At 68.1% G+C, this 11,896-nt stretch carries 15 protein-coding genes; 14 read left to right on the plus strand and 1 reads right to left on the minus strand.

Annotation, left to right across the window (positions count from 1 at the left end; translation table 11 throughout):
• Window positions 1–69 precede the first annotated feature (69 nt).
• From HF680_RS06690 to HF680_RS06745, 12 genes are all read left to right on the plus strand, one after another.
• Window positions 70–765 carry an MgtC/SapB family protein gene (locus HF680_RS06690; protein WP_185224501.1) on the plus strand — a complete coding sequence of 232 codons (696 nt, stop codon included), beginning with the start codon at window positions 70–72 and terminating at the stop codon, window positions 763–765.
• Window positions 766–811: 46 nt separating this feature from the next.
• Window positions 812–1,330, plus strand: a complete 519-nt coding sequence (gene ruvC, locus HF680_RS06695) for a crossover junction endodeoxyribonuclease RuvC (RefSeq protein ID WP_185224502.1) — start codon at window positions 812–814, stop codon at window positions 1,328–1,330.
• Window positions 1,327–1,944 (plus strand): Holliday junction branch migration protein RuvA, encoded by a 618-nt coding sequence (gene ruvA, locus HF680_RS06700; protein WP_185224503.1) that lies wholly within the window; start codon window positions 1,327–1,329, stop codon window positions 1,942–1,944. The genes ruvC and ruvA overlap by 4 nt, the downstream gene beginning before the upstream one ends.
• A 193-nt stretch (window positions 1,945–2,137) precedes the next feature.
• On the plus strand, window positions 2,138–3,169 hold the full coding sequence (gene ruvB, locus HF680_RS06705; RefSeq protein WP_045809697.1) for a Holliday junction branch migration DNA helicase RuvB: 1,032 nt from the start codon (window positions 2,138–2,140) through the stop codon (window positions 3,167–3,169).
• Complete coding sequence (locus HF680_RS06710) at window positions 3,166–3,435, plus strand: BrnT family toxin (RefSeq protein WP_045809698.1); 270 nt, start codon at window positions 3,166–3,168, stop codon at window positions 3,433–3,435. Before ruvB ends, HF680_RS06710 begins: the two co-directional genes overlap by 4 nt.
• Entirely contained in the window at window positions 3,428–3,703 is a 276-nt protein-coding gene (locus HF680_RS06715; protein ID WP_052689450.1) for a BrnA antitoxin family protein, read from the plus strand. The genes HF680_RS06710 and HF680_RS06715 overlap by 8 nt, the downstream gene beginning before the upstream one ends.
• Window positions 3,704–3,771: 68 nt before the next feature.
• On the plus strand, window positions 3,772–5,238 hold the full coding sequence (locus HF680_RS06720) for an alpha/beta hydrolase (protein WP_185224504.1): 1,467 nt from the start codon (window positions 3,772–3,774) through the stop codon (window positions 5,236–5,238).
• A 5-nt stretch (window positions 5,239–5,243) separates the two neighbouring features.
• A complete protein-coding gene (locus HF680_RS06725; RefSeq protein WP_137722400.1) occupies window positions 5,244–5,612 on the plus strand; it encodes a hypothetical protein in 369 nt (122 codons plus the stop codon).
• Window positions 5,609–6,472, plus strand: coding sequence for a hypothetical protein (locus HF680_RS06730; protein ID WP_045809701.1), 864 nt, complete (start codon window positions 5,609–5,611; stop codon window positions 6,470–6,472). Before HF680_RS06725 ends, HF680_RS06730 begins: the two co-directional genes overlap by 4 nt.
• Before the next feature lie 5 nt (window positions 6,473–6,477).
• Window positions 6,478–6,936 (plus strand): tol-pal system-associated acyl-CoA thioesterase, encoded by a 459-nt coding sequence (gene ybgC, locus HF680_RS06735; protein ID WP_045809878.1) that lies wholly within the window; start codon window positions 6,478–6,480, stop codon window positions 6,934–6,936.
• A gap of 602 nt (window positions 6,937–7,538) precedes the next feature.
• Window positions 7,539–8,291: a protein TolQ gene (tolQ, locus tag HF680_RS06740; RefSeq protein ID WP_185224505.1), complete on the plus strand. Its 753-nt coding sequence runs from the start codon at window positions 7,539–7,541 to the stop codon at window positions 8,289–8,291.
• Window positions 8,292–8,294: 3 nt separating this feature from the next.
• Window positions 8,295–8,747, plus strand: a complete 453-nt coding sequence (locus HF680_RS06745) for an ExbD/TolR family protein (protein ID WP_066554427.1) — start codon at window positions 8,295–8,297, stop codon at window positions 8,745–8,747.
• Here HF680_RS06745 and HF680_RS06750 read toward each other — a convergent pair.
• Window positions 8,722–9,228 (minus strand): hypothetical protein, encoded by a 507-nt coding sequence (locus HF680_RS06750; RefSeq protein ID WP_185224506.1) that lies wholly within the window; start codon window positions 9,226–9,228, stop codon window positions 8,722–8,724. The genes HF680_RS06745 and HF680_RS06750 overlap by 26 nt on opposite strands.
• 522 nt (window positions 9,229–9,750) lie before the next feature.
• On the opposite strand from HF680_RS06750, the gene tolB reads away from it, so the two are divergent.
• Together tolB and pal are read left to right on the plus strand one after the other, a co-directional pair.
• The gene (gene tolB, locus HF680_RS06755; RefSeq protein ID WP_045809705.1) at window positions 9,751–11,127 is read left to right on the plus strand and encodes a Tol-Pal system beta propeller repeat protein TolB; all 1,377 of its coding nucleotides are present in this window, start codon (window positions 9,751–9,753) and stop codon (window positions 11,125–11,127) included.
• A 139-nt stretch (window positions 11,128–11,266) separates the two neighbouring features.
• Entirely contained in the window at window positions 11,267–11,830 is a 564-nt protein-coding gene (gene pal / locus HF680_RS06760; RefSeq protein WP_039246161.1) for a peptidoglycan-associated lipoprotein Pal, read from the plus strand.
• Window positions 11,831–11,896 lie beyond the last annotated feature (66 nt).

The raw sequence follows: 11,896 nt of genomic DNA on the forward strand, positions 1-11,896 counted from the left end.
GCTGCGACCACGATGTCGCAGGATCGTCCGTCCAAGGAACATCCGCGCTCGGCGCATCGTTGAGCGCGGATGAATCTGGGTAGTCTGGAAGGCGCCGTCCTGCCGATCCTCGGCGCGGTGATCGCGGGCGGAGTCATCGGCTTCGAACGCGAATGGCGAGGCCGGGCGGCGGGCCTGCGAACGCACATTCTGGTCAGCCTGGCGTCGGCCCTGCTGATGCTGGCGGCCATGTCGCAGGCGGATTGGGCGTTCCGCGCCCTTCCCGACGAGAACATCGTCACAGATCCGACTCGGATGGCGCACGGCGTGCTGACGGGGATCGGGTTCCTGTGCGCAGGAGTGATCTTCCGTACCGGGTTTTCGATCCACGGGCTGACCACGGCCGCGTCGCTGTGGATCACTTCGGCGATCGGCATTCTGTTCGGGGCAGGGCTCTATGCGCTGGGCGCGGCGGCGACGGTGGTCACGGCCCTGATTCTGATCGGGCTGAAGCTGATCAGCGGTCGCTTGCCGGCGCGCACGGTGGTGGACGCCGAAGTGTGCTGGGAACGGCGCGAGGTGTCTCCGGAGCCGGCGATCGAGGCGGCGCTGAAAGCCATCGACGCGAACGCGCGACACGACCGGTTCGAGTTGCTGGATGGACAGACCGTTCGACGGACCTGGCGATTGAAGGCGGCCGAGGAAAGCCAGCTGAAGCGGCTGGCGGAACAGCTGTGCGCCATACCGGGCGTCGTCGCCTACAGCCTGGACCCGCGCGACGACTGAAACCGTTCATTGCTCGATAACCCTCTTTGCGGCATGAGGGGAACGGATGGCGAACGAACCTGTCAGAATCATCGGCCTGGACCCCGGTCTGCGACGCACCGGCTGGGGCGTGATCGCGTCTGACGGCGCGCGGCTGAGGTGGGTGGCGCATGGGGTGGTGGCCCCGCCCGAGACCGCGCCGTTCAGCGAGCGGCTGCTGCATCTGTTCGAGGCGCTGGGAACGATCTGCGCCGACCACGGCTGCGAGGAGGCGGCGGTGGAAGAGGTGTTCGTCAATGTGAACCCCTCCTCGACGCTGAAACTGGGGCATGCGCGGGCGGCGGTGATGCTGGCGCCGGCCAAGGCGGGTCTGACGGTGGCGGAATATTCGCCGAACCTGATCAAGAAGGCGGTGGTGGGCGCAGGCCATGCCGACAAGAGCCAGATCGCCTTCATGGTCAAACGGCTGCTGCCGACCGCGGGCGACGTGAAGGCGGATGCGGCCGACGCCCTGGCCGTCGCGATCACCCATGCGCAACTCAGGAAGCGGTCCCTGCTGGAAGCGATGCACCGGGGGACGGCGTGATCGGGCGGTTGAGAGGCGTGCTGGCCGAGGTCGGGGAGGCGGAATGCCTGATCGACTGCGCGGGCGTGGGCTATGTCGTGTCGTGCGGGGCGCGGACGCTGGGGCGACTGCCGGCGCCGGGCGACGAGGCGACGGTGCATGTCCATTCCCAGTGGAGCGAAGATGCGGGGCCGCGCCTGTATGGATTTCTGACGCGCGACGAGCGGCGGGCCTTCACGACCCTGCTGGCCATTCAGGGCGTGGGGCCCAAGGCGGCGCTGGCGGTGCTGGACGTTCTGCCGCCCGGCGAACTGGCGTCAGCGGTGGCGCGCGAGGACAAGGCGGCGGTGGCGCGGGCCAACGGCGTGGGGCCCAAGCTGGCGTTGCGGATCGTGACCGAGCTGAAGGGCAAGGCCTTGGGCGACGCCACCTTTGCGCCTGTCGCACCCGGCATGCACGTCGAGATCGCACCGCCCGTTCCGTCCATCACCGGCGAGGCCGTGTCGGCCCTGCTTGGACTGGGCGTCGCCGAGGTCAATGCGCGCCGGGCCGTGGATCAGGCGTTGATCCGTCTGGGCGAAGAGGCGGAGCTGTCGGCGGTGATCCGCGCGGCGCTGCAGGAGTTGGGGCGGTGATTGGAAGGGAGTGGCGAGTGGCGAGTGGCGAGTGGCGAGACGTGAGAAGTGCTAGTGAGCAAGAGGTGAACTGCGGCGCGTCTGCGGTCTTCCGGATCCGCTCACCCCTGCGCTCACTTCCCGGCTCACTCTTCACTCTTCACTCGCCACTCGCCACTCGCCACTCAACAGCCACTCGCCACTCGGGCCAGCCATGACCCGCGTCATCTCCCCCGAGGCCGAGACCGGCGAAGCCTTCGATCGCGCGCTGCGGCCGCAGACCTTGTCGGAATTCGTCGGCCAGTCGCAGGCCAAGGGCAATCTGAAAGTCTTCATCGATGCGGCGCGCGGGCGGGCCGAGGCGCTGGACCATGTGCTGCTGTTCGGACCGCCGGGACTGGGCAAGACGACGCTGGCGCAGATCGTGTCGCGCGAGCTGGGCGTGGGGTTCAGGGCGACCTCGGGACCGATCCTGGCCAAGGCGGGCGATCTGGCGGCGATCCTGACCAACCTTGAGCCGCGCGACGTCCTGTTCATCGACGAGATCCACCGCTTGAGCCCCCAGGTCGAGGAGATTCTGTATCCGGCCATGGAGGATCATGTGCTGGACCTGATCATCGGCGAGGGGCCGTCGGCGCGCTCGGTGCGAATCGACTTGGCGCCGTTCACGCTGGTGGGGGCGACGACGCGGGCGGGCCTGCTGGCCACGCCGTTGCGCGACCGGTTCGGCATTCCGCTGCGACTGGAGTTCTACACCCCCGACGAACTGACGGCGGTGGTGCGCGGCACGGCGCGCAAGATGGGCGCAGCCATCGACGAGGCGGGCGCGCGCGAGATCGCGTCGCGGGCGCGCGGCACCCCGCGCATCGCCGGGCGCCTGCTGCGCCGGGTGCGGGATTTCGCCTCGGCGGAAGGGGCCGAGACGATCTCGAAACTGGTGGCGGCGCGGGCCCTGGCGCGGCTGGAAGTGGACGAGGCCGGGCTGGACAGCCTGGACCGGCGCTTCCTGAAGGCGTTGATCGAGAACTATGGCGGCGGGCCGGTCGGGATGGACACCCTGGCGGCCGCCATCGCCGAGGCGCGCGACGCGGTCGAGGACGTGATCGAACCCTATCTGCTGCAACAGGGCTTCATCATGCGCACCCCGCGCGGCCGCATGGCCTGCGCCAAGGCCTATGCGCATCTGGGCCTCAGCGCGCCGACGCAACCCGCCGCCGGACCCGTGCCGGGCGACCTGTTCGAATGAAAGACGGCCTTTTCGAATATGATCCTGAAAAGGATGCAGCCAACAGGCTGAAGCACGGGCTGTCGCTGGAGGTCGCGCGTCGCATCGATTGGAACCACGTCACGGTCATACCGGACAGGCGTCACGACTATCAGGAGCCTCGGTACCAGATTTATGGTAAGGTGCTGGATAGGCTGCATGTGTTGATCGTCACGCCGAGAGGCGGCGTGTTGAGGATCATCAGCCTCAGAAAGGCTAATCGGCGCGAGGTAATCCAATATGGCTGATCCCAAGGACGACTGGCTGAACCCGGATCATTATGATGACGTCGATATCGACGATCCCGAGAACCCTGAACTAACCGAGGCGGATTTCGCCAAAGGGCGGCCGTTCCGGGACGTGTTCCCCGATATGTTCGCCAAATTGACATCGCAGGCCGTTGCACTCGAACTCTCTCCCGAGACCATCGCAGCCTTCGCCGAGGAAGGCGACGACTGGAAAGAGCGGATGGCGGCGACGCTTGCGGCAGCCGCTCAGGCCAAGCGAGCCGCCTAATCTCCGGTAGGCGGTTGCCAAGCGGGGCGGGCGGGGGTTTGCTGGGGGCGAACCGGAGCCGTCGTCCCATGATCCTGCGCACCCTGGCCATGATGGCGTTTGCGGTCGGCCTGACCGGTCTGGCGCCGCCTGCAAGAGCGGCGGCCCCTGTCTTCACCGACAAGGCCTGTCCCGGCGATTGGCCGACGGGTCTGCGCGAGGTGCGGTGCGGGACCCTGACGGTGGACGAGGCGCGCGAAGGCTCGGTCAGCGACCGGCGCATCGACATCGCGGTGGTCATTTTCAAGGCCAGCGCGCCCTACAAGGACGCCTCGGGCCAGGCGCTGCCGCCGATGGTGACGTTCCACGGCGGGCCGGGCGGGGCCCTGACGCCGGGGGCGGGGCGGATGCTGGCGGCGCTGCGTCGCAATCCAGAAGCCTTTGCGGTGGATCAGGATGTGATCCTGTTCGACCAGCGGGGCGGCGGGGCGAGCAACCCGTCGATGGACTGTCCGGGCGTCGAACTGACCGATGCGGGGCCGCCGTCCGACAAGGACCGCGACGGGCTGATCGCCTGTCTGAAGGGCTATCAGGCGCAAGGGATCGACCTGAACCAGTACAACGCCGCCGCCATCGCCGACGATGTGAAGGACATGGCCCAGGCCCTGGGTCTGGCCAAGATCGATTTGTGGGGCGGATCGTACGGGCCGCGTATCGAGGCGGCGGTGATCACTCATCAGCCCCAGATCGTGCGCGCGGCCGTGATGGACAGCCCCTGGCCGCCAGAGGGCAACTGGGCCGTCGGCACACCTGAACAGGTGTCGGCGGCGGTGAAGATCATCCTGGCCAAGTGCGCGGCCCAGACGGCCTGCGCGGCGCAGCATCCGAACCTTCAGGCGCGGTTCGAGACCGAGGCGCGCAAATGGCTGGCCGGTCCGGTGACAGGCAAGGACCGGCGCACCTTCAACGTCGACGACCTGTCGGCCTTCCTGATGGACACGACCTATAGCGCGGCGGGGGTGCGCAGCCTGCCGGTCGATCTGGACAAGATCATCGCCGGCGACCTGACGCCGGTCGCCGAGATCGCCGAGGACCGGACCTATTATTTCGAGGGCCAGCACATGGCCCATCTGTGCAAGGAAGAACTGCCGTTCGAATCCAAGGCGCGGCTGGCGGCCGGGGCGGCGGGCGATCCGGTGGCTGAGGTGCTGGTCCCGTCGCTGTCGCGGCTGTTCGACGTCTGCGCGGCGGTGGGCGAACGGCCGGCGGCGCCGATCGAGAACCTGCCGGTCCAGACCGACATCCCGACCCTGTTCGTCGCCGCCGAGATCGATCCGGGCTGTCCGCCGCCGCTGACCGAGGCCGCCGCCAAGGGCTATGCGAACAGCCAGGTCGTGATCGTGACCAATGCGACCCACGGCGTCATCAACGCCAGCCCCTGCACGCGCAAGATGGCGCGCGACTTCCTGCGCGATCCGTCCAGGCCGGTGGATCGAACCTGCCTGCCCGCCGCCGACACGCCGCTGGACTTCACCCTGGAAGCGCCCGCCGCATGAGGGTGATGCGCCATCGCAGCCCGCTTCAGCAGCGTCTGATGATCGCGGCGGCGCTGGTTCTGGCCCTGTGCGCGGTCGGCGTCTGGGTGCTGATGCAGCCGGCGAACACCCCGTCGCCCGAGCCCGCCGATGCGCGGGTGATGCGCCAGATCCGCACCCAGGCGGGGCGCGGCGCCGAGCTGCGCTACGCCGAGAACGGCGAAAGGCGATCGGTGTGCGGCTATGTCGGGCGCGTCGCGGGCGGACCGGCGGTGGGCTTCGTCTCCATCCCCAACCGCATCCTGTTCAGCGACGACCCCCTGCCGACCGAGTTCCGCGAAATGCGCCAAAGCTACTGCCCCGGTTTCATGGCCGCGCCGAACCGCCAGCCGTGATCCGTCGTCGGTTGAAGGGGCCAGCACTCGCCCTGATCGCACAGATCACGGCGACGGCGGCGATCAGCCTGCTGGCGATCCGGGCGGCCGGGGCGGGGGCGGCGTCGGTCGTGGTCCAGGGCGCGGCGTTTCTGATCGGGGCCGTGGCGCTGTGGGCGGCGTCGCGGACGGCGCGGCCGGGCCGGGGTTCGAGGCTGATCTCGGCGGCCGCGATCCTGGTCGTCGCCGTCCTGATGCTGACGACGGGCGTGGAGATGCAGGGCGCGCGTCGCTGGCTGGCGCTGGGGCCGGTGCTGATCCATCCCGCCTCGCTGCTGGGCGCGCCGCTGCTCTGGCTCGTGGCGCAGGATGCAGACGATGTGTGGACGGCAGGCGTCGCCGCCCTGGCGATCCTGACGTTCGGCCTCGGCTTCGACGGGGCCGCCAGCCTGGCCTTTGCGGTGGGAACGACCGGGTTGCTGACGGCCGCGAGAAGGTCGTGGAAGACGCTGGCGCCGCTGGCGGCCCTGTCCTGGATTTTGGCGCTCTGGAGCCTGACGCGTCCGGAGGCCCTGCCGCGCGTTCCCCATGTCGAGGATGTCGTGCCGACGGTCTGGGCCGTGGCGCCGGTCCTCGGAGTGGCGGCGGGCCTGGCGTTAGTCGTGCTGTCGGCTCCGTTGCTGTGGATGGGATGGCGCACGCGCGGCGCCAGAGCCGCCGTCGGACTGGCCATGGCCGGCTTCTGGATCGGTCTGTCGGCGGCCAATCTGTTGGGCGCCTATCCGGCGCCGGTGGTGGGATATGGCGCTTCGCCCGTGATCGGATGGCTTGTCGCGGTCGGACTGGCTATGGCGTCTGCACGACGCACGAGGTTTCAGTGACCGCAATCTCCGACCAACCCACCGCCGGCCGTTTCGAAGGGCGCGATCACCTGTTGCCGGTGCGCGTCTATTACGAGGACACCGATTTCACTGGCCTGGTCTATCACGCCAACTATGTGCGCTATTTCGAGCGGGGGCGGTCCGATTTCCTGCGCGCCATCGGGGTGGGGCACGCCGATCTGCTGGAGGAGGCCGAGCCGCTGGCCTTCGTGGTGTCCGAGTTAAATATCAGATATCTGAAGCCCGCGCGGATCGACGACGCCCTGGTGGTGCGCACCGTCTACGAGCAGGTGAAGGGCGTGCGGCTGATCATCCGCCAGAGCGTGGAGCGGGCCGGCGAGGTGTTGTGCCGGGCCGAGGTGACGGCGGTGTGCATCCATCTGGACGGACGGCCGCGACGGCCGTCGAAGGGACTGGTCGAGAAGGTCACGCCGTGGCTGGCGGCCAGTGGAACCGCCGACTAGGATCGCGCCAACGAGGGGGAAACGTCATGGCCGCAGAAACCTACAAAATGTCCGCCAGCGCGGTGATCGTCACGATCCTGCTGTTCGTGCTGCTGATCGGCGGCGGGCTGGTGGGCTGTCCCTATTACAAGGTCTGGGAGCGCAAGATGGCGGGCCAGGCCGAGCTGCAATACCAGCAGGGGGGCGCGCCAGGCCCTGATCGCGCAGGCCGCCGCCGAGGACGAGGCGGCGATCAAACGGGCCGAGGCGGCGACGCGCCGGGTCCTGGGCTGGACCGATGCGGCCAAGCGCGGCTGCGCCGAACTGGGCCGGGCGGGCGATCGCCAGTGCGAGGAGCAGCTGCTGAAGGACGCCGCCACCTATTCCATCGCCAAGGAAGGCCACGAGGGCGTCATCATCAGCGTCGGCGCCCCGGTCTCTGTCGCGGTCGATCCGAACGCGCGGCGGACGGCGTCCGAGTAACCTGCCGTTAACCCTTATGACGCGCCTGTCAGATGACGGGCGGACGGGTCGGGGCTAAACGGGCCGGACGCCACACAATGGTCACGTCCGCTCGGTCGAAGAGGGGACGTGACGATCTCGATTCCGCCCGGAGCGCCTGAATGACCACGCCTGTCGACGCCGCGATGATGAACCCGGTCGAGCTGTTCATGACCGCCGACTGGGTGGTCAAGAGCGTGATGATCGGGCTGGCGGCGGCCTCGATCTGGTCGTGGACGATCATCATCGACAAGGCGGTGCGGTTCACGGCGCTGAACAAGCGCGCCGACGACTTCGAAAAGTCGGTTCAGTCGGGCCGGTCGCTGGAAGAGGTGGCGTCGCAGGCGGGACCGGATCCGGACCACGCCCTGCCGCGCATGCTGGTGATCGCCCTGTCGGACTGGCGCGAGGCGCGGCAGCGCGGGGCGTTGAACGAGCATCAGGGCGAGCTGCTGCTGGTGCGGATCGACAAGGCGATGAACAGCCTGATCTCGCGCGAGGGCCAGCGGATCGAAAACGGTCTGGGCGTGCTGTCGGTCGTGGCCACGGCCTCGCCCTTCATCGGCCTGTTCGGCACGGTGTGGGGCATCATGAATGCGTTCGGGCGGATCGCGGCGGCGGGCAACACCAATCTGACGACGGTGGCGCCGGCCATCGCCGAAGCCCTGTTCGCCACGGCCATCGGCCTGGCGGCGGCCATCCCGGCCTATATCGCCTACAACAAGTTTTCGATCGACGCGGGCAAGTTCACGGGGCGCCTGGAAGCCTTCGCCGACGACTTGCAGGCCGCCGTGGCGCGCCGCCTGGGCAGCCCGTCGGCCCCGCCGCCTCCGCCCCCGCCGTCCAGCGACCTCAGCCTGAAGCGGGGCGTCTGAGCCATGGCCCTGGGCGGTGGTGCGAGCGGCGGCGGGCGTCGAGGGCGACGGGGGCGTAAAGGGCCTCTGACCGAGATCAACGTCACGCCCTTGGTGGACGTGATGCTGGTGCTGCTGATCATCTTCATGATCTCGGCGCCCCTGCTGACGGTGGGCGTGCCGGTCGAACTGCCCAAGACCGAGGCCAGCGCGGTCGAGATCAAGTCCGAACCCCTGTCGGTCAGCATCGACCAGCAGGGCGCGATCTTCGTCGGCGACAGCGAGACGGCGTTCGACGCCCTGTCCACGCGCTTGCTGACCGAGGCGGGCGGCGCCGACAAGGCGGCCGAACGGCCGGTGTTCGTGCGGGCTGACGGGCGCGCGCCCTATCAGGCGGTGGCGCGGGTGATGGCGCGGTTGAGCGCCTCGGGCTTCACCAAGCTGAACCTGATCACCGACACGGCGCCGGAGGCCTGAAGCCGTTGCGTCGGCCGAGCCCCGCCATTCTGGGATCTCTCGCCCTGCATGCCGGGGTGATCGCGCTCGCCTTCGTGACCTTTTCGCACAAGCTGGACGAGGACGAGACGCCGTTGGTGGCCTCGGTGCCGGTGACCATCGTGTCGGAAGAGGTGATCCAGGCGGCGCCGGCGGACAATCCGCAGCCCGAACCTTCGCCTGACGACGCCGCGACCGCCCCGGTGCAGCAGCCCGATCCCGTGCCGCCGACGCCGGAACCGGCGCCGCCGCAACCCCAGCCGCGCCCGACGCCGACGCCGCCGCGGCCCACGCCGCCGCGCCCGGCGCCGACGCCCACGCCCACGCCGAAGCCCACGCCGACCCCGACGCCGCCGCGCCCGACGCCTCGACCCCAGCCGCCGACGCCTGCGCCGCCGACCAAGACCCAGCCGACTCCGCGCCCGGCGACGCCCGCGCCCGCCCGCCCGGCGCCCCAGCGCACAGAGCCGAGCCTGGATCTGGACGCCCTAGCCGGACCGACGCGCCCGACCAACAATCGCGGCCGACCGGCGACGGGGCAGCAGGGGGCGGGCGCCGCGTCCCAGGCCACGGGCCCGCAGCTATCCGCGCTTGCTGGTCAAGTAAGCCCGCACTGGAACATTAACTGTGAAATGCCGGGCATGGACAGAATGGTCATCAGGGTGACTGTTCGCTTGACGGCAGATGGAAATATTGTGGGTTCTCCCACTTTGCAGAATCCACAAAGTGATGCGTCGTGGCGTGCAGCATCGGACGCAATGCTCAGAGCATTGCGCGCTGCCTCTCCGTTTAGGGTGCCCGCAGGTTTTCAGGCACAAGAAGTGCCCTTCCGGTTTGAAACCGCTAGAAAATGCGGAAATCGATAGAGGTCAGGTAAAGAGGCCTGTTCCCGACCGAATGTCGCCCCAATCGCCATGAAGCTGGCGGTTGTCATAACGTCCGATGATAAGGGCGAGACTGTCTTTCCAATGCTTGGGAGCAAATTATGCGTCTGAACCTTTTGATGGCATCCGCCGCCGTCGCCCTAGTCGCTGGGCCAGTATCGCTTAATCCCTTAAACGCCCAAGCTGCGCCTCAGAACGCGCAGACGCAGGATGTGGTGGTTGATGACGGCGTGCTGCGTCCCCTTCAGATCGCGGTTGTGCCGTTCGCCGGGACGCACGGGTCGGACATCTCCAATGTGGTCAGCGCCAATCTGAAGCGGTCGGGCTTCTTCGAGCCGCTGAACCCGTCCAGCTTCATCGAGACCGGCCTGACCCTGGCCAATGCGCCGAACTTTCCCCAATGGACCCAGATCGGCGCGCAGGCGGTGCTGTACGGCGGTGTGACGACGCGCGGCGACGGGCGGCTGGACGTCGGCTTCCGGCTTTATGATCCCTATCGCCAGTGCCAGCTGGTCAGCTATCAGTTCACCGCGACCCAGGAGCAATGGCGCCGGATCGCGCACAAGATTTCCGACGTCATCTATCAGCGCATGACCGGCGAGGCCGGCTTCTTCGATTCCCGCGTGATCTTCGTGTCCGAGGAGGGCACGCAACTGAACCGGATCAACCGCCTGACCATCGCCGATCAGGACGGGTTCAACCCGACCTATCTGACGCAGGGCGACGAGGTGATCATGTCGCCGCGCTTCTCGCTGTCGCAGCCGGATGAGATCACCTATGTGGCGCTGGGCAAGGATTACAGCCGCATCTACCTGTATAATCTGACGACCGGCCGGCGCGAGAGCCTGGGCGAGTTCGACGGTCAGGTGCTGGCGCCGCGCTTCTCCAACGACGGCAACAAGATCGCGTTTTCGATCATCCGGGGCGGCAACACCGACGTCTATGTGATGGACCTGCGCAGCCGCCAGATCACGCGCCTGACCAGCGACCCGGGCATCGACACCTCGCCGTCGTTCAGCCCGGACGGCAGCCAGATCGTCTTCACCTCGGACCGTTCAGGTTCGGCGCGCCTGTATGTCATGCGGTCGGACGGATCGGGCCAGCGGCCGATCTCGCGCGGCGGCGGCATCTATACGGCCCCGTCGTGGAGCCCGACCGGCAATCTGATCGCCTTCACCAAACAGGGCGGCGGCCGGTTCTCGACCGGGGTGATGAACGCCGACGGCTCGGGCGAGCGCATCCTGTCGTCCAGCTATTTCGAGGAAGGCCCGAACTGGGCGCCGAACGGTCGTTACGTCATGTTCGCGCGCCAGACGCCGGGCGGCGACACGCGTCTGTGGACCGTGGACCTGTCGGGACGCGTGGTGTCGCAGGCGGGCTATAACGGACGCGGAACCGACCCGGCCTGGTCGCCGCTGCTCGATCGCGGCCCGAGCAATCTGGGCGTGAACCAGGGCGCCGACAGCTGCCCCGCCTAAACGCCGCACCGACACCGTCGGAGCCTTAAAGCTCAACTGTGCGTTATCGCCTCTAGCGTCGAAAAATCGGCCGAGGCAGACAGTAAAGCCAAGCTTGAGGCCCGCCCTTGCCAGAAACGATACGTCAGGAGACGACCCCATGAAGACTTCCCGCATTCTCAAATTGGCGATGGTCGGCTGCGCCGTCGCCGCCATGGCCGCCTGCACCCGAAAGCCCCCGGTCGAGACCGGCGTGCCCGGTCCGAACGACGGCACGACGCAACCGACGGGTCCGGCCTATCCGACCGCGCCCACCGGGCCGGTGACCGGCGGAAACATGGGTTCGGCCGCGCCGGGCACCGAACAGGACTTCGTCGTCAACGTCGGCGACCGCATCTATTTCGACCTGGATTCCTATGAGGTCCGTCCCGAGGCCATGCCGCGCCTGGACGCCCAGGCTCAGTGGCTGCAGCGCTATCCGTCCGTGACGGTCCGCATCGAAGGCAATGCCGACGAACGCGGCACGCGCGAATACAATCTGGCGCTGGGCGCCCGCCGTGCGGAATCGGTGCGCACCTATCTGATCAACCGGGGCATTCCGGCCGGCCGGATCGACACCATCAGCTTCGGCAAGGAACGGCCGATCGCGGAAGGCTCGAACGAAGACGCCTTCGCCCGCAACCGTAACGCCCACACCGCCATCGTCTCGGGCGCGCCGCGCTGACGACCGGCTGATCGGCTGATCTGAAGGAGGCGCCGGCCGCAGGGTCGGCGCCTCTTTTCGTTTCCG

The organism is Brevundimonas huaxiensis (assembly GCF_014218725.1).
Classification (GTDB): Bacteria; Pseudomonadota; Alphaproteobacteria; order Caulobacterales; family Caulobacteraceae; genus Brevundimonas; species Brevundimonas huaxiensis.